Source organism: Enterococcus sp. DIV0876, from assembly GCF_050529585.1.
Lineage (GTDB): Bacteria > Bacillota > Bacilli > Lactobacillales > Enterococcaceae > Enterococcus_D.
This window is the reverse complement of sequence record NZ_CP172882.1, coordinates 915,046-931,325: the sequence shown is the minus strand read 5'-3', so window position 1 is coordinate 931,325 and position 16,280 is coordinate 915,046. Positions and strand designations below refer to the sequence as shown.

General features: G+C 42.7%; 16 protein-coding genes. 6 read left to right on the top strand and 10 right to left on the bottom strand.

Going from position 1 to position 16,280, the window contains the following annotated elements; translation table 11 throughout:
* Window positions 1–354: 354 nt before the first annotated feature.
* Window positions 355–678 carry a hypothetical protein gene (locus IGI41_RS04305; protein WP_430611559.1) on the bottom strand — a complete coding sequence of 108 codons (324 nt, stop codon included), beginning with the start codon at window positions 676–678 and terminating at the stop codon, window positions 355–357.
* Between the two features lie 243 nt (window positions 679–921).
* Between IGI41_RS04305 and IGI41_RS04300 the strand changes: the two genes are divergently transcribed.
* The gene (locus IGI41_RS04300; protein WP_430611557.1) at window positions 922–2,397 is read left to right on the top strand and encodes a helix-turn-helix domain-containing protein; all 1,476 of its coding nucleotides are present in this window, start codon (window positions 922–924) and stop codon (window positions 2,395–2,397) included.
* 57 nt (window positions 2,398–2,454) lie between these two features.
* Here the strand turns inward: IGI41_RS04300 and IGI41_RS04295 are convergent, their stop codons facing one another.
* From IGI41_RS04295 to IGI41_RS04275, 5 genes are all read right to left on the bottom strand, one after another.
* Window positions 2,455–3,654 carry a 3D domain-containing protein gene (locus IGI41_RS04295; RefSeq protein ID WP_430611555.1) on the bottom strand — a complete coding sequence of 400 codons (1,200 nt, stop codon included), beginning with the start codon at window positions 3,652–3,654 and terminating at the stop codon, window positions 2,455–2,457.
* Window positions 3,655–3,861: 207 nt separating this feature from the next.
* On the bottom strand, window positions 3,862–4,635 hold the full coding sequence (locus tag IGI41_RS04290; RefSeq protein WP_430611553.1) for a putative ABC transporter permease: 774 nt from the start codon (window positions 4,633–4,635) through the stop codon (window positions 3,862–3,864).
* Window positions 4,636–4,810: 175 nt separating this feature from the next.
* Window positions 4,811–6,667 carry a glucosaminidase domain-containing protein gene (locus IGI41_RS04285; protein WP_430611551.1) on the bottom strand — a complete coding sequence of 619 codons (1,857 nt, stop codon included), beginning with the start codon at window positions 6,665–6,667 and terminating at the stop codon, window positions 4,811–4,813.
* A 71-nt stretch (window positions 6,668–6,738) separates the two neighbouring features.
* Window positions 6,739–8,109 carry an NlpC/P60 family protein gene (locus IGI41_RS04280; RefSeq protein ID WP_430611549.1) on the bottom strand — a complete coding sequence of 457 codons (1,371 nt, stop codon included), beginning with the start codon at window positions 8,107–8,109 and terminating at the stop codon, window positions 6,739–6,741.
* 310 nt (window positions 8,110–8,419) lie between these two features.
* On the bottom strand, window positions 8,420–9,031 hold the full coding sequence (locus tag IGI41_RS04275) for a TetR/AcrR family transcriptional regulator (RefSeq protein ID WP_430611547.1): 612 nt from the start codon (window positions 9,029–9,031) through the stop codon (window positions 8,420–8,422).
* Window positions 9,032–9,143: 112 nt separating this feature from the next.
* Between IGI41_RS04275 and IGI41_RS04270 the strand changes: the two genes are divergently transcribed.
* The 4 genes from IGI41_RS04270 to IGI41_RS04255 all read left to right on the top strand — a co-directional run bounded on the left by IGI41_RS04270 (window position 9,144) and on the right by IGI41_RS04255 (window position 10,787).
* The gene (locus tag IGI41_RS04270) at window positions 9,144–9,746 is read left to right on the top strand and encodes an ECF transporter S component (RefSeq protein WP_430611545.1); all 603 of its coding nucleotides are present in this window, start codon (window positions 9,144–9,146) and stop codon (window positions 9,744–9,746) included.
* 249 nt (window positions 9,747–9,995) lie between these two features.
* A complete protein-coding gene (locus IGI41_RS04265) occupies window positions 9,996–10,283 on the top strand; it encodes a hypothetical protein (protein ID WP_430611543.1) in 288 nt (95 codons plus the stop codon).
* A gap of 61 nt (window positions 10,284–10,344) precedes the next feature.
* Window positions 10,345–10,557: a hypothetical protein gene (locus tag IGI41_RS04260; protein ID WP_430611541.1), complete on the top strand. Its 213-nt coding sequence runs from the start codon at window positions 10,345–10,347 to the stop codon at window positions 10,555–10,557.
* Between the two features lie 47 nt (window positions 10,558–10,604).
* The gene (locus tag IGI41_RS04255) at window positions 10,605–10,787 is read left to right on the top strand and encodes a hypothetical protein (RefSeq protein ID WP_430611539.1); all 183 of its coding nucleotides are present in this window, start codon (window positions 10,605–10,607) and stop codon (window positions 10,785–10,787) included.
* A gap of 3 nt (window positions 10,788–10,790) precedes the next feature.
* Here IGI41_RS04255 and IGI41_RS04250 read toward each other — a convergent pair whose 3' ends face one another.
* Complete coding sequence (locus IGI41_RS04250; RefSeq protein WP_430611537.1) at window positions 10,791–11,336, bottom strand: GNAT family N-acetyltransferase; 546 nt, start codon at window positions 11,334–11,336, stop codon at window positions 10,791–10,793.
* Window positions 11,337–11,557: 221 nt separating this feature from the next.
* Between IGI41_RS04250 and IGI41_RS04245 the strand changes: the two genes are divergently transcribed.
* Entirely contained in the window at window positions 11,558–12,574 is a 1,017-nt protein-coding gene (locus IGI41_RS04245; protein WP_430611535.1) for a MerR family transcriptional regulator, read from the top strand.
* Window positions 12,575–12,817: 243 nt separating this feature from the next.
* Here IGI41_RS04245 and IGI41_RS04240 read toward each other — a convergent pair whose 3' ends face one another.
* Genes IGI41_RS04240 through IGI41_RS04230 form a run of 3 tightly spaced genes read right to left on the bottom strand, consistent with a single transcriptional unit; the run spans window position 12,818 to window position 16,231 of the window.
* Window positions 12,818–14,311 carry a UDP-N-acetylmuramoyl-tripeptide--D-alanyl-D-alanine ligase gene (locus IGI41_RS04240; protein ID WP_430611533.1) on the bottom strand — a complete coding sequence of 498 codons (1,494 nt, stop codon included), beginning with the start codon at window positions 14,309–14,311 and terminating at the stop codon, window positions 12,818–12,820.
* Window positions 14,311–14,583 (bottom strand): hypothetical protein, encoded by a 273-nt coding sequence (locus IGI41_RS04235; protein ID WP_430611531.1) that lies wholly within the window; start codon window positions 14,581–14,583, stop codon window positions 14,311–14,313. The genes IGI41_RS04240 and IGI41_RS04235 overlap by 1 nt, the downstream gene beginning before the upstream one ends.
* The gene (locus IGI41_RS04230) at window positions 14,543–16,231 is read right to left on the bottom strand and encodes a hypothetical protein (RefSeq protein WP_430611529.1); all 1,689 of its coding nucleotides are present in this window, start codon (window positions 16,229–16,231) and stop codon (window positions 14,543–14,545) included. Before IGI41_RS04230 ends, IGI41_RS04235 begins: the two co-directional genes overlap by 41 nt.
* Window positions 16,232–16,280: the final 49 nt, after the last annotated feature.

Genomic DNA, 16,280 nt, shown 5'->3' with positions numbered 1-16,280 from the left:
CTTCTTTTTATTTTGCTTTTTTTTACAAAGTCGTACTAATTTGAACAATTCTATATTTTTAGAAACAAGTAAATTTTATGGTTTATTGCAGTTAATGTCAATAAGATTTTGGTCAAATGAAAGAGGTTACCATATTATTATATACCATTTGTCATTTAATTTCGTACAATCATTTGTTTCAAAGGATTCATTCCGTGAAAGCAGCCAATATGTTTTTTAGCATAATCAAGCAAAGTCATTTGCTTTCTTTACCTCTGGTCTAATTAACCTTCTTCTTTTTGCTATACCATTCCATGTTGATTTCCCCAATTCATTCTATTGGTGTGGCTGTCGAGGGTCTTGCGCCTCCGGAATTTATTCCATGTTGCGTGCTTGTTCGATGTAGGCCGAAGGAATGTACTTGTCCATCTCCAACCGCGCAAAAAAAAGCGACAATCGGTGTAATTGTCTATAATGAACAGCTTGACTGGCTGGTATGCGGTAGGTTCTGGTCCATCTAGAATATTTGGCTTTTCTGCGCAGTTTTTGTGCGATTTGATTTTCAACGAGATACACCAGCTGTGCTACATGATCTTTGACAGCTTCACTCGGGGCTGTGTTGCTGCATAAGGCATAGAAGTAATCTAGGTATTGGGTCACGGCCATCGTCTTTTCGAAATCCTTTGCTTTGATCCTCATCTGATCTCCCTAACTTTCGCTTTCTTTCTTCCAATGAATCTTATGACAATACATCTGTGTATATTGCAGCGTATGATAATTGATCGGAATTGTGCATTTTCATCTATTATAATGGATGAATGATTCACAAAGCTTCAAAATTTTCCTCACACGGTGAAATTGGTGATTTGTTTTCACGTGTTCGTTTTCATTAAGATAGTTATAGAGAGAATTGTACAGGCTATCATAGAAAGGAGCAGAGTCGTGAAAAATTTGCAGACCCACTTTGTCACCAATGCTGCTACCTTGCGTTGGTTGCGTATTTTAGACACTTTTGAGGAGAATCCGGTTTGTTCCACCAAAACATTGGCGGAAGTCTCTAACAGCACGTCACGAACGATTGTCTCAGATATCAATGATTTGAAGCTGCATTTCGGTGATTCTGTCAGCATCGAATCTTCCCACCGGGGCTACGTGTTTGGTATCTGCCATCCGGGACAGTATCTCACAGCCAAGCGGTCATTGATTGCGGATGAAATGCTCTTTCATATCGTGGAGAGTATTTTCCAAAATGAGTTGCGTAGTTCCTTGGAATGGGCAGAAACATATCATATCTCCGAAAGTACCGTGTTGCGCTATTTGAAGAAAATCCATCCTGTATTGCGGGCGTATGGGTTGAAGATGCAATATTCCCCGGTAACGTTCATCGGTAAAGAAAGCCACATCCGGAAATTTTTTCATGATTTTTATTATGAATCGGAGATCACTGCCCACACCATTTTCCCGCCAATTGCCGTCCACGATATCACACTGACCTTATTTGCTGATTGCCACCAACGTTTGAATCAATCATGTTCTTTCGGTGAATTCAATTATTACCTCTATATTACTTTGGAACGCTACTGTGCCAATTATCTGATTGAAGCGCCCACCTGTTTGATTGATTTGGTCACCAAGCAATCCGATTTCCATGCATTTGCCAAAATCAATCGAATCATCCATTGCCACTACCAAAGGGAACTGTCGGTGGCTGAGTTGGTCCACTTATTTATCTTGGTGTTTGGTCGCCGTTCGATCAGTGACATCAGCGGTGAAAAAAATTTTTGTCAAAAATTCAATCACCATCCGCAAATCAAACATTTGGCCCATGATCTGGTGGCGACTTTCTTGCCGCAAACCAAAGATGTGGCCCGAGAACGGGTGTTGCTGGAATCCTTCTTCACTGTCGTCCATCTAAAGCAAATGATGACACCATTGCTCAATCACAATACGCCAGAAGTGAATACGTTTGCCCGAGAGAACTTTCCCGAAGAATGGCGCCGTTGCCAAGCGTTCTTTCGGACCAACAGTGACTATGCATATCTTTGGGATGCCAAAAGTTTGACCCATATTATGGCGAGTCTGACATTATATGCTTGTTCGATCCAGTCTTTATACTGGCAAGACCGCAAAAATGTGGCCTTTCTCTTTGAAGGTTCCCACTTTATCTGTCAATATTTAAGAAGTTCCGCTACACGCTATATTCGCAGTTCCCGTCATTTTTACTTTCCTGATGCCAATGAAATGTCCCCAGATTATTTCAAGCGTCATCGGATCGATTTGGTGGTGACCAATTATACGGAATATGCAGCAGAATATGGCGCTACCATCGATTGTCTGCTGTTCAAGACCTTCCCCGATAAGAATGACTGGGATGCGCTGGCCCTGAAATTAGATCCGCTTTTGGCTGACCCTAGCTAAAGCGGATTTTTTTGCGCAAAAAAAAGAAGACCTCAAGGATCAGGTCTTCTCTGTTGCTTAATCTAATATTGTCACTTTGACTTGGCGTCGGCCCCATTGAATACATGCAGGTTCATTATCGAAATGCACATCAATGATATTGCCTTTGATGGCGCCACCGGTATCTAATGCCAATGCCACACCGTATCCTTCTACATTGACCAGTGTGCCTAACGGGATCACGCTTGGATCAACGGCTACGGCCATTGGGTTCTTGCGTAAATCCGTGCCGCTGGCTGTGAAATAGCTGGCGCCTGCTTCGGCATATGAATATGCCGTTGATTCCATCATCATAGTCTTGCCGCTGGTTGACCCTGAATTACTGGTATCATTTGAGCTGCTTGATGATGTATTGTCGGAACTGCTAGAAGAATTGTTGCTACTAGAACTGCTTGAACTATTTGAGCTGCTTGACGAAGTGCTGCTAGAAGCCTCGCTGCTGGTGGATGATGACGTTTCGGCTGCTTGGCTCGTTGATTCGGCTTTGGCTTTGGCTGCTGCCTCGGCTTCGGCTTTGGCTTGTTCTTCAGCTTCTTTTGCCGCTTTCTCTTTGGCTGCTTTTTCAGCAGCTAAACGTGATTCTTCGGCTTCTTTGCTTGACGCAATCTGTGCAAGGGTTGATTCGTTGTCTTTCAACTGCGCTTGCAAATTGCTGATCTTGCTGTCCAACGCTTGGGCTTGTTCTTCCAATGATTGTTGATCGGCAGTCAAGTTGGTTTGTGTGGTTTCGGCTTTGTCTTGCAATGTTTCAAGTTTTTCTTTTTCGCTAGACAATGAGCTGATTTTTTCTTTTTCAAGATTTTGGAGCATCGTCATCGCATAGGCGCGATTGATAAAATCTTGGATATTGGCTGATTCGAGTAAGACAGTCCAGTCGCGCGTTGCGCCCCCATTGACTTGGATTTCTTTCATTCGTTCTGCAACTACTGCTTCCCGTTTCTCGATGGTTTCTTGTGCGGTAGCGATGTCTGCTTTGGTCTGTGCCAGCGTTTCTTCGTTTTCAGCGATTTGCGCTTTCAGAGATTCGACTTCACTATAGGTATGATTGACATCAGTTAAAGCGATTTGTACTTCGGCACTGATTGCTTGGCTTTGTTGCAAGACTGCACTTTCTTGTTCTTGCAATGATTCAAGCGATTCCGCCTGCGCAAAAATCGGAGCAACGGTTCCGGCTGCCACGAAGGCAACAAGCATTGTTCTTATTTTTTTGGCTTTCAAAAAATTCCCTCACTTTTCACTATGGTTTCCAACGCTTCTATTATACAAATTAAGCAAGGGAGTTTTGTTTCAGGAATTTTACAATTTGTTACAAAACAAGCGTAGACTCCTGTAAAATGAAGAATTTTTATAAAAACTGTTGTCAAAAGCATAGAACCATCACAATCAGCTCTTCTTCCGCACTGTAACATGAATGTAACAATCGGCTTATTTTTTGCGTAATTCTTCGACGAAGCTCTTGAGTTCTTGGAGATTTGTAATATTTTCGACTTTCAACCGCTGAAAGTTTTTTAGGAATCTTCTTTGTTGGAAATTCAGTTTGGGTAAGGCTTCTTTCATCTCATGCCACTCTGCCGGCAACTTTTGCAATCGTTCTTGCCAATTTAGGCGTTTGTCTGCTACGGCATCGATATATTGGCCAGCAGATGCTTTCTGTTGTTCGAGTTCTTGTTCTAGGCGTTTGACGGCCCGTTGGAAGCTTGCCATGTTTGCCAAGGTCAGGCCCAAATCGAAGGAAACCAGCATCAGCAATGCCACTGGCAACAAAAAACCAACATGATCTGAAAGGCTGCCGACAATTTGCAATAGCCTTGGATGAATCACCCGCACGATCAAGACGCAGCAAGCACCCCAAAACAAGGAGATGGGCAAAGCCACGCGGCCATTGATGTTCAGCCAGACATCTTTGTAATCCCACCATGAGGCGTGAAAAAATTTTTCTAACAGATAACTGGTTACGTATTCCAAGATCGTGACCAGAATCGCTGCGGCGATGAATAATGCTGCGGTCGACCCATGGATCGGTTGCAAGAGATAGACCACGCCAAGAATCCCAAATCCATAAATAGGCGTGATCGGTCCAATCAAGAACCCTCGATAGACAAAATGGCCGGCTTTCAGTGAACAATAAATCGTTTCCCAGAGCCAGCCGATAAAACTGTACATAAAAAATAATAAGACGATTTGATTGAATGTGTCCATATTTCCCTCCTATAGATTGATGCACTATTTTGTCATAAATCATATAGTTCTAGTATACCGCTTGTTCGATCGAGAGGACACGTTTAATCCATCAGATATGATAAAAAAGGCAATCAATGATGAACACCGATTGCCTTTTTACCTATCATGATTTATTGCTCATGCTGCGGTTGGCTTATCTTGCTACAACCAAACGCTGTCCGACCATGATCAATGTGCTGCTGAGGTTATTCCATGACATGAGCTGATTGACGGAAATACCATTGTTTACGGCGATTTGCCATAATGTATCTCCTGATTTGACGGTATAGGTTTTGTTGCTTGAACTGCTTGCGTTGTTGTTGCCTGATACAGATTGCAGGTATGCACCGCTGACCCAACCGTTATTGATGCGGTACCAGGTCGTATTGCCATTGACATTGGTGCCGGTTTTGCGGGCGGTTGCTTGGATCGTTGTTTGTCGCGCCAGCGTCCCAGTGATGCGGGCCGAGGTGGATGCATCAGCTCGGACATTCAAGGCTGCTGTCGTGCGGAATTGTTGATTGACAGCTGTTTCTTGATTGTTGTTATGGTTGTTATTGACCGCTGTCACGTAAGCGGCACTGACCCAGCCTCGTCCATTGATCCGATACCAGGTGGTATTGCCGTTGACGCTAGTGCCGCTTTTGCGGGCAACAGCTTGAAATGTGGCTTGATTGGCTAATGAACCCGTGATGCTGGCGCTTGTCGAAGCATCACTGCGGATGTTCATTGCTGCTGTTGTACGAAACTGCTGATTGATGGCTGTTTCTTGGTTGTTGTTCTGATTGTTATCGACCGCTGTCACATAAGCTGCACTGACCCAGCCTCGTCCATTGATCCGATACCAGGTGGTATTGCCGTTGACGCTAGTGCCGCTTTTGCGGGCAACGGCTTGGAACGTGGCTTGATTGGCTAATGATCCCGTGATGCTGGCGCTTGTCGAAGCATCACTTCGGATGTTCAACGCTGCTGTCGTGCGAAACTGCTGATTGATGGCTGTTTCTTGATTGTTGGATTGATTATTATTGCCGTTATTCCCACCACTATTGCTGTCATACTGGGTGAGATTGTATGTGTCGATCAAATTGATCAATTTGCTGGCATAGGTGGTATCTGTTGCATAGCGTCCTTGCAGCCATTGGGCAGCCTCTCGATAGGAATTGGTATTTGAACGCCAAGCCCCCGAATAAAAGAAGACACCTGATGTAAATGACGTTGTCCGCAAGACATGGGCATTGTCTTCAAATGATTCTTTTAATGAAGGATATTTACGGAATCGCGCAACGATTTCATACAAGTTGCCTTTGCCATCATCTTCCAATGTCTTCATTTCTACAAATTGGCCATTGTAACTGCCTTTGATGCCAAACATGTTGTTTGCTTGTCTTGTCAGAAGAGATTGTCCCCATCCCGATTCAAGGATTGCTTGGGCAATCATGATCGACGCGTATAAATCGTTGGCCCCTGCTACTTGTTGCGCCATTGGTCCAATTTGTTGAATAAAGGCCTGGGGATTGGCGGACCGCGCATTCCGCAAATCTTCAAAGGGCAAGACCTGAGTATCGTCTGCGATCACAGACTCTTGTGCTGGCGCTGATTGATCGTCTTCCATTAATGGTGGAAACACTTCTGGATCTATTTCTGGATCTGACATAGATGGCTCCTCATCGATCGCTGGTTGATCTTCTGTTACAGTTTGCTCATGCTCTGCTGGCGGATCATCGACCACCTCTTCTGGCAGACTGTCTTGTTCAGGTTGACTTGATGCTGTTTCGTCTTGCCCATCATTATCCTTCCTGCTATCCTCATTACTATCGTTTCTGCTGTCATCCCCGCTATGCTCGACGACATTGATCGTATAATGCTGATCGGATTCCTCGTTGGCAAAAACGGTCAATGGTACCAAAGGGATCGTCGTTGCACAGATCGTCGTCAGCGCTACGCCTTTTCGACAGAGTGCGCTGTTTTGCTGCCGCTTGATTCGTTTTCTGATTGTTTTTCTGCTCTCCATTTTTTGCTCCTTTAATGTAATGTCCGGCTAAAAAAAACGATAACAGGTGTTTGCCGTTATCGTTTTTTGTCCTAATTGACGCGTACTGCAAAACTTGGTGCCCAACTGCTGTTGGACCCCACCGATATTGTTTTTCCTGGTCTTGGGGCATGGATGTATTGTCCATTGCCAAGTGCAATTGCTACGTGGTGGGTACTGCCGGCACTTCCCCAAAATAAAAGATCACCAGCTTGGGCTTGACTCACAGAAATCACAGTACCGGCTGCTTCTTGCGGTACAGTCCAGCCGCCGATATCTCGCCCCGTCACTTGTAGATAGACGTATCGGGTAAAGCCAGAACAATCGAAACTATCCGGTCCTTTGCCACCCCACACATAAGGTTTGCCAAGATGTTTGTAGGCTTCGGCAACGATTGCTGCACCATTCGATGCAGGTGCTGGTGCTGGCGTCGGAGCTGGCGTCGGAGCTGGTGTCGGTGCTGCAGGTCTTTGGACGACTTGTTCTTCAGGTGCAGGTGTTTCAGGCGTCGAGACCTCTTCTTCAACAGGTGCAGCAACGGGTGGTGTCTCTACTGGCAGAGAAGGCGTACTTGCTTCAGGGGTTTCCTCAGGCATGACACTGACTGCCTCACTTGCAGCGCCACTTCCCTCAACTGACGCCACTTCTTGGGCAACGGCAAGATCTGCTTGCTCGGCTTGTTGCGCCTCAGCTTGCGCTTGCAAGGCTGCTGCACGCGTCGCTTCTTCTTGGATCCGCGCTTGCTCGGCTTCAAAAGCTTCTTTTTCGACTTTTAATTGCTGCTTTTCGTCTTCTTTCACCGATTCTTGATAAGCCAATGTGCTGACTTCGACATTCAAGTCTGCCTGTTTGCCTTCGATCTCGCCCTTTTGTGCTTCTAAGCGACTTTGGGTGGCGTGAAGTGTAGCTACTTTTTCTTTTGACTCCTTTTGTTTGTTTGCTAAGTCTTCTTGATCTAATTTTTGCTGCGTGATCATTTGATTATTCGCTCGAACAATCGTCGTCATCGCATGGAGACGACCGACAAAGTCACTGATGGAATCGGCTGCTAAAACAACATCCATCAATTGATCACTTTTGCCATTGACTTGCGTTTCCCGCGCTTGTTCCTCGATATTGGCTGCACGCTTGTCGATTCTGACTTGTAATTGCGCAATGTCTTCTTCTAATTGATCGATATCTTGATACAGTAGATTTTGTTCTTGCAGCAACACCTGTGCTTCTTTGTTTATGGTGTCAATCTCGCTGGTTAAATGGGTGATCCGCTCTTGGATCGTTTGCCGCTGCGTGCGCAGTTGTTCAATTTCGTTATTTTTTCGTTGAATCATTTGGTCGAACCCAGTGGCTGACCCTTGTAAAGGTGCTGCCAAAAGAGTAAGCGATAAACCACACAAACAGATTGAAGCGAAACCTTTTCTTTTCATTTTTCCTCCTTTGATTCAAAATAGATTATTTTTTTTATTGAATTTGACATTTATTATTTTACCATAATTTCCAAACGAACCCAAATATCACAGATTAACAATTTGATTACATTATAAACACTAAGTTATTTTATTTGATCACATGGATTTTCTCACTGGGTCAATACCGTGTTCCCCCTTTGCTATCGCTCTTTTAGGCGACTTGCGGATCGATTCCCCACAATCAGCCAAATAAATAATGCACGTTTTAGATTTCAGCAAGATGACAACAAAAAAATCAGCCACAGATACCTGCAGCTGATTGTCTCGTTCATTGATAAGGAAGTAAGCGACGCATCATGGTGAATTGATTATTGATCATGGTTTCATTGATATGTCCTGTCAGTGCAAGAATCCCTAATCCCTCGATCACAAACATATAATTTTCGGCAATGACATCCAAGTCTTCATCTTTCAACACCTGTTGGGCAACGCCTACTTGGAAGATTTCATGGATCGTCCGTTTGGTTTCTGTCAGCTGCGCTTCTTGCAGCGAACTGGATGCTGCAGTTTTGTGGGTGTAATAGTATTCATACATCGCCCGCAGCATACTATCGGAAATACTGTGCAGCAACCGGTCCCGGTGATCGGCAAAATATTGGTCCAAAATCGTTTCAAACGGCACCTGATCGGCAATCATCTTACGCACATCATCGAATTTGCGTCGGGCCCGTTGTTCTAAGACTGCGAGAAAAATTTCATCTACTGAATTGAAATACAGGTAAATGCCCCCGCGACTGATGCCACATTCCTCGATAATGTCTTTCATCGTTGCATCGATCAAGCCTTTTTGACTAAAGACGACTTTGGCGCTTTCAATGATGGCCTCACGCTTTTGCTGTTTTTTGTCTTTTGTTTTGATGGATTGCGGGTTCGTGGTCATATTTTTGCTCCTTTCGTCACTTTATTAATGACACTCGTGTCATTCTAGGGTATAATCATTTTAACATTAAATGACACAAGTGTCATTTTTGAAAATAAAAGGAGTGTGTCCTATGAATACAAAGAACAAAACCTATCGTTTGGTGATTCGTGCGATTCTGACTGCAATTATTATTTTACAAACAATGGTGCCTTTCCTCGGCTATATTCCTATTGGCATCACCAGCTTGACCATCATTCACGTAACCGTGATCGTTGCCGCCATTGTATTAGGCACGAAAGATGGCATGTTCATTGGGTTGATTTGGGGATTGTTCACGATTTTCCGTGCCTTCACTTCGCCAACGACGCCATTAGATATCGCTGTATTTACAAATCCCATCATCTCTGTAGTCCCTCGGGTTTTGGTTGGTTTGGTTGCTGGCCTGCTTTTCACCTTGATCTACAAAAAAACCAAGAAAGTCGTGGCTGCCTCGATCGTCGCTGCTATCTTTGGAACGATCACCAATACCGTATTGGTCCTGTCTTTAATGGGGCTCTTATACACGGGACTAGTCGCAAATACATATGGCGTTGATACGTCTGCTTTGTTTGTGACACTAGGTGGTATTGCATTGACCAATGGTGTTTCTGAAGTCATCACTGCAGCAATTTTGACACCGATATTAGTCAAAGCGTTATTCGCTGCAACTAGTTTGCGTCCGGACAACCGTTGATGGTTCTATCCTATCATTTTTCTTTCGCCATGGGTACCGTCATTATATGAAATCCCCTGCAAGACCTTTCCATTGGATGGGTCTTTTTTGTTTGGCCGCTATCCTTTGAGAAGGATCATTGGAGAACTATCATTCTTGTCACATCACTTTGAATACATGGTAAATCAAGTCTTTTATGCTATGATTATTTTATACCGCTCAGTATAAATAGTTAGACTTTCGCTTCGCAATGGATAGGAGGCTTACTCGTTGACCTTTACGCAAAAACAACTCAGATATCTACACATTGTTGACTTACTTATCTTAACTTTTGCTGTCTACTTGATTTTTGATGGGTCTTCTTTGCAAGGAATATTGCTTGGCCTGATCAGTTCTCTATTGAATTATGTTTATCCGCCTGATTATCGACGAGGGTCGTTTCTAAGTGGCAAGACTACCTCTACTTTTTTTATAAAAGATGGCAGCCGTACTGTCGAGATGTTTTGTGAGGTCGTTGCCGTTTTGCTTGTTGGCTTCTTGATGAGTGTCTTGTTCTGAGTATCTTGTTCTACTAGAAGCAAATGAAATCGGTTTATCCATAGATTGAAGGAGGTACATCATGAAAAAAGTTTTTTACCATCTATTGATTGCGTTCATAGGCGTTTTTTTTCTGCATATCATCGATTTGATCCAAGGGCAGTACACGATTGATACACTTCCTATTTTGGGTTTGTTCAATGAATGTCTACTTTTACTTGCTATCTCCTTTGGTTTTGACTTGGCAGCCGGGTACTACAAAAAGGCCAAGAGCCGCAAATATTCTTCCAAGTAATTGCTCTATATAATTGCTCTATATAATAGAAGGAAAGGATGATCTTGATGAAAGCAACCCCCTGGTACAAAAAGAAGAAAGTCTATCTTCCTATTGCTTTCCTCCTTGGTGTGATCGGGTTTGTTCCTAGTTTGGTTTCATTGTTTGGTGCTTCTATTGATGATGAACTGAACGCAAACTATTATCAAGATCCCCATCAAGATATCACCCGCAAAAAAAATAAGCCGTAGGGCTTATTTTTTTTGCTTCTTTTTATCCAAGTAGAACAAGATGTCCGCTTTGCCGGCTTGGGCTGTTCCACGATAGACATCCGTATCTAAACCGCCGATGCGAAATCCTGCTTTCAGATAAAACAAACATGCCGATAGATTATTGTCTTGACCAATCGTGTATAAGCCAAGATTTCCCCGCGCTACTGCCCATTCATAGGCTTGTTGGATCAACAATTGGGCAACCCCTTGCTGGCGATAGGCTTGATTGACTTTCAGGTCAAACAAATAGTCATATTTAAAGATTCCTTTTTGCACCACCGCTAAACCAATGCAAACTGCTTGGTGGTAGGCACCAAAGAAGACCGTATCGTTGCTCATTTGCTGATAGTCATAGTTTTCATCAGGAAAGCACATTTCTGTTACTTGCGCCAAAGGATAGATATCCGTCTGATATGACCATACGCCATTGTTATAAGCGGGGAGCATCTTGCCCCATATCTTGAAAGGTTCATTTTTGATACGGATATCTTGTTGGTTTGTTTGCGTGATTTGCTTGATTTGGATCATGGTTCACCTCTTCGTACAGTATATAAATCATTTTGGGCGTCATCAGATATGTTAACACAGCTTGGGTCGATTTCTCTATCTAACTAAACCACATAAATTGCCCACATACAATAAGAAGGTGTCAGGGTCATTTCATGTTAGAATAATGGTAGAAGAGTTTTTCTTGACACGAACACCGTGTCGTACTTTATGCTTATTTATGAGGGGGAGGTGCAGACCTAATGCACGCAATGCAAACCGTTAGTACAGTATCAAAAAGCCTTGGTATATCAAGTCGTATGCTTCGCTATTATGAGCAAGTTGGATTGATCGAGAGTCGTCGCATGGAAGGATATGCGTATAGAGTTTATGATGAAGTCGCCATACGTAGACTGAGACAAATCATTATCTTGCGGAAATTTCGTGTGCCGGTGAAGCAAATCCATGAAATTTTTAACAATCATGACGCCACACACGTGGTTGAGATTTTCGAACGTAACCTGAACAAACTGGATAAGGAAATGACCGCTTTATCAACCGTGCGTTCTTTATTGAATACGCTGATCCAAGAAATGAAGCATAAAGCAAACATGCAATTACAACTTGATTGTCTCACTGATAATTCTGTATTAGCTATTGTCGAAAAGATTTCCTTCCCCAAAAATACCCTACAGGAGGAAAAACCAATGGAAGAGTTGAGCAAAGCAAATGAAACGCTAAACCAGCTGACAGATGTAAGGGTCATCTATTTGCCGCCAATGACGGTAGCCGCAGCAAGTGCGACCGGAAATGGCTGCGAGGATATCGTTGCAGATCTGATGACAAACTTTGTAAAGGCCCATGATTTGCTGCAAATCAAACCAGATATTCGTCACTTTGGCTTTGATTGTTCTCAAGGTGCAACAGGAATTGGTGAAAACTCGCAAAAATATCAAATGTGGGTGACGATCCCGGAAAACATGCCTGTACCAGAGCCACTTGTAAAACGTACCTTCACCGGCGGACTATATGCCGCCCATATGATTCAAATGGGCGATTTTGACCATTGGTCATTACTGCGGGATTGGGTATCCAAGAGCGACCAATATGAAAACGATTGGCAAAGTATTCGTGTGTCACCTCTCGAAGACGATATGGATCGCTGCTTAGAAGAACAATTGAATTATCGGGGAAATCTCCAAAATCCTAACTTTGACCACGGAAAAATGCAACTCGATCTACTATTTCCAATCAAGGAAAAAACAACACAAGAACCATGATTCCCCACACGAAGCGAAGGAAAAAACCTGACTTCTCTTTTTCTTTGTTGCGTCATCCATCAAACGATACACAGCAGACGTTCACCATTTGCTTGTCTGTATGCTTGAAGGAATCCTGTGCGTTGCGTTGAACACACAAAAAAAGCGGATCTCCACCTCAAAAAATGAGGAAGGAGGTCCGCTTTTTTATCAGATCACGCCTGCTAAATGAATACACACTTTCATCTGAGCACTTGACGCTGATCAACTATTCCTAACGGTTTCTCGCAAACTTCTTTTTAACAAACCACTGATTTGATGAAAGTCGCTATGTGAAACGGAGCCTTTTAATAATATGAAAGATTGATCCGTCATCTCATGCTTTATTTTTTGGACGAGGTCTTGTAAGTTGTCGAACCACGCACTTTCCAGTTGGCATTGTTCTGTCACTGCTTGCATCAACGGGCCGTATCCCAACAGCAAATCAGCCCCACTTTCATTGATCCAAGGCAATAGTGTCTGATGTAATGTTTCTGCCTGACTGCCTAAGTCAGCAATCTGCCCAAGGACCAGAATTTTTTTTCCACCATAATACACATGTTTTTGCTTGAAGGCTTCGATTGCATTGATCATTGCAGGTATCGAAGCATTATGGGTATCATCAAGCACGGTGATCTCTTTATTTTGACATGAATAATGGGTTTCTTCCAAAATTTTCGGCAGAGAACGGTATTGGGCGAAATTTTTTGTACATTGTGTAATCGGTATCCCCAGACTGTCTATGATCAATAATGCAGCCAGTGAATTCTCAACCATTCCTTTGCTAGAAATGTTCAAAAAGTAGGTATAGCGCTTTTCATTTAAAGAAATAGTGATCTCTACGCCATGCTTCAATTCACTTTTTTTGACTAAGTATAGATCTGCATCAGGATCCGTCATGCTGTAAGTACGGATCCGATTGGTTTTCTTTTGTGCTTTAGCCAATAAAATCTGATACAAATGATCATGGATATCACGATTAATGATGGCTATCCCGTTGGCACTTAACCCATCATAAACCCTTCCCTTATACTCAGCTAATTGTTCGATCGATTTGAATGTCGCCATGTGTGCTTCACCAACGGATGTCACCAACGCTATATCTGGTTGGATCAGTGGACTCATCGGTCCGGAATCACGATTATTTAACGCATTCAATGAAACTTCTAGGTTTAAGATTTCTGGTCCTTGGGACGCTTTACAAAGATATAGCGGTATGGCAAATCGCGTATTGTGATTGCCGCGATTCGAAAGAATGTCGTGACTTGGTTGCAACAACTGATCCACCATCAAACGGGTACTGCTTTTTCCAACCGAGCCAGTAATGGCAATTACTTTGGCTGTGTTTGCTGACCTGATTTTTTGGCTTAGCGCCAGCATAAACTTCCAAGTGTTTTCCACAATAAATTGAGGCAACGTCTCTTTCAATTCTTCGATTGGATGCTCAGTGACCAATAAGCTGATATGGTCGATATTTTCGATTGCTTCTTGATTTCCGTCTGGCCAGGCTACTTCTCTGCCGTTGATTTCAGAACGCCTATCTTTCGTAAATGCGATAAAACCCAGGTTTGTACTTGTGGATCGTTTTGTATAATGACCTTGGTATTCGAAATCAGAAATTAAGAGGTCTTTGGCACATTCATCCGATAAAAAGTACCCTTCTATTGTTCGAAAATCATCGTATGTGAGTCCTGAGATTTCTTTCACTAAAGTTGTCATCACCATTTGCCTCTCTTTGGTCCATCATGAATAATCGGCTTGCGCTTTGCGGATGGCGGAATTTTTTTGGGATTATCGTCATTGTTGGCTTCCCACGGAAAGACGCCATCTTCTTGTCCATACTTGTCTTTCAAGTCGTTATCCGATATATCTTCACTCGCTTGCTTGTCTTTCCGATATCTGAAGTAACGTAAAGCCATCAAAAAGAGCACCAGTAATAATAATAGGCGTTTATATGGCAGTTGCTGCAATCTCTCTATCCATTGTCCCATCTTTTTTCACTCCTTTATGCACATTCATATAGTTGATCATACCCGATAAAAAGTGTTCTGCGTCATCGATCCGCATTCGGCATCGATCATGGCGGGTATAAAATCCACCTACGATCGTAGTTGGTTTCGCGAAGTACATCGCAAGTTCAGGCCACATGGTCCCTGTCCGCAATTCATGGATCGTTCGCTTCTCCATAACCCTTTGCAATTCTTCCTTCTCTTTTTCCGTAATCATCCCTTGACATGCCTCAATAGACTCCATACGTTCAACCATTTTAACAGCAGCAACGAGTAATTCCAGCATTGTTGGATAAGCTGTATCACGTCTTTCAATGAACCGCAGATTATCTAGCGCATTCTTCAAACCAAAGGCAAAATACGCACGCTTTGGTAAATATTTGGTCAATTCATTGACAGAATAGCTTAACCAGTGATCATGGTACTTTTCGTAGCCATTTCGAATAAAACGTTCCATGAGTTTTTCCCCAAGGTCTAGCCATTTTTTGTCCCCAGTCAAGGGGTAGGCGCGCATGATTGCAAATAAGGCTTCACCATCATAATATATAATGCGGAATTTTTCTTTTTGCGCTAGTGTGTCCGTTAGAATATGACACGTTTCGCCATTGTCATGAATAAATGCTTGGATCCCTTCCAAAAAGTTCAAAAGTACTTGATGATAGAAGCGATCTTTAGTCACTTCTTCATATTTTGATAAAGCTAGAATGATCATTGCTTGCGCGCCTAATTTCAATTCATTGCCTTGTTTGGTTTTTTCAACAACAAATAACTGGTTATTGACATTGATTGTTAAATTCTCGATGCCCCACCTTAATCCTGTTTCGATTTTTTCGATAAGATCAGGGTCTTGGCGATACTCGTAGGCTTCTAGCAATGCATATAAACTAGAAAAATGTCTCACAGAATTGTAGCCGCTGATCTTTTTGTGGTAAGCAGGAAAATAACCATAAACAAATGACCCATCTGCATTTAATTGCTGCGACAAATAGTTGCTGCCAGATACAATTGCTTGTTCAAGATGTTCAAATTGATTGCTTTGATCGATGGCGCGTACACCCTGTCCAAAAAAATCAGTTTCAAGGGCGTACCAGTTTTCACCTTCGATAAAAACACCCTTTTTCTTAAATAAAGTCCAATTGTTTCCGATATGATTGCCAGAATCGAGCACTTTGCGTTTCAGCCTTTTTTGAATATAAGATATGATATTCCTTTCGTTGGGACTCATCTGGGCACGGTTTTTCCCTAAAATATGATTCTTGTGAGGGACAAACAAGGCATTTGCAGTCAATTCTTCCGGCATAATGTATAAAGGATGCACAGCCCCCATCTCCACACCATCGGCAAAGTAATTGTTGCGATCGATTCCCTTGATTTGTCTTAAGGCAATTTCTTTTGGTACGGATGTTTTATTGGTGATTTTATCGATTTTTATCCATTTCGGTTGAATAGGAAATTTAGTTAGATACCTACTCACTTTTGTCCAAGCTTTATCGCAGGTGGCTGCTTGCGTTTGCCAAACTGTTGCTCGTTGATCGTTGTCACAATAAGAAACCAAAAATACAGTATCCTCGTTTTCTTCTAGGTTCAGAAAATAATGTTTGATCTCATTTAGCATATTGTAATCTCTCATAAGTACTCCTCTTTTACCTTTTATGTACTGGTTCGTTTGCCTAAATATC

What these genes read in the sequence shown, in the direction of transcription:
- IGI41_RS04305 (WP_430611559.1), bottom strand. Translation starts at nt 678, where the DNA reads ATGAGGATCAAAGCAAAGGATTTCGAAAAGACGATGGCCGTGACCCAA.
- IGI41_RS04290 (WP_430611553.1), bottom strand. Translation starts at nt 4,635, where the DNA reads ATGGACACATTCAATCAAATCGTCTTATTATTTTTTATGTACAGTTTT.
- IGI41_RS04285 (WP_430611551.1), bottom strand. Translation starts at nt 6,667, where the DNA reads ATGGAGAGCAGAAAAACAATCAGAAAACGAATCAAGCGGCAGCAAAAC.
- IGI41_RS04280 (WP_430611549.1), bottom strand. Translation starts at nt 8,109, where the DNA reads ATGAAAAGAAAAGGTTTCGCTTCAATCTGTTTGTGTGGTTTATCGCTT.
- IGI41_RS04275 (WP_430611547.1), bottom strand. Translation starts at nt 9,031, where the DNA reads ATGACCACGAACCCGCAATCCATCAAAACAAAAGACAAAAAACAGCAA.
- IGI41_RS04270 (WP_430611545.1), top strand. Translation starts at nt 9,144, where the DNA reads ATGAATACAAAGAACAAAACCTATCGTTTGGTGATTCGTGCGATTCTG.
- IGI41_RS04260 (WP_430611541.1), top strand. Translation starts at nt 10,345, where the DNA reads ATGAAAAAAGTTTTTTACCATCTATTGATTGCGTTCATAGGCGTTTTT.
- IGI41_RS04255 (WP_430611539.1), top strand. Translation starts at nt 10,605, where the DNA reads ATGAAAGCAACCCCCTGGTACAAAAAGAAGAAAGTCTATCTTCCTATT.
- IGI41_RS04250 (WP_430611537.1), bottom strand. Translation starts at nt 11,336, where the DNA reads ATGATCCAAATCAAGCAAATCACGCAAACAAACCAACAAGATATCCGT.
- IGI41_RS04245 (WP_430611535.1), top strand. Translation starts at nt 11,558, where the DNA reads ATGCACGCAATGCAAACCGTTAGTACAGTATCAAAAAGCCTTGGTATA.
- IGI41_RS04240 (WP_430611533.1), bottom strand. Translation starts at nt 14,311, where the DNA reads ATGACAACTTTAGTGAAAGAAATCTCAGGACTCACATACGATGATTTT.
- IGI41_RS04235 (WP_430611531.1), bottom strand. Translation starts at nt 14,583, where the DNA reads ATGGGACAATGGATAGAGAGATTGCAGCAACTGCCATATAAACGCCTA.
- IGI41_RS04230 (WP_430611529.1), bottom strand. Translation starts at nt 16,231, where the DNA reads ATGAGAGATTACAATATGCTAAATGAGATCAAACATTATTTTCTGAAC.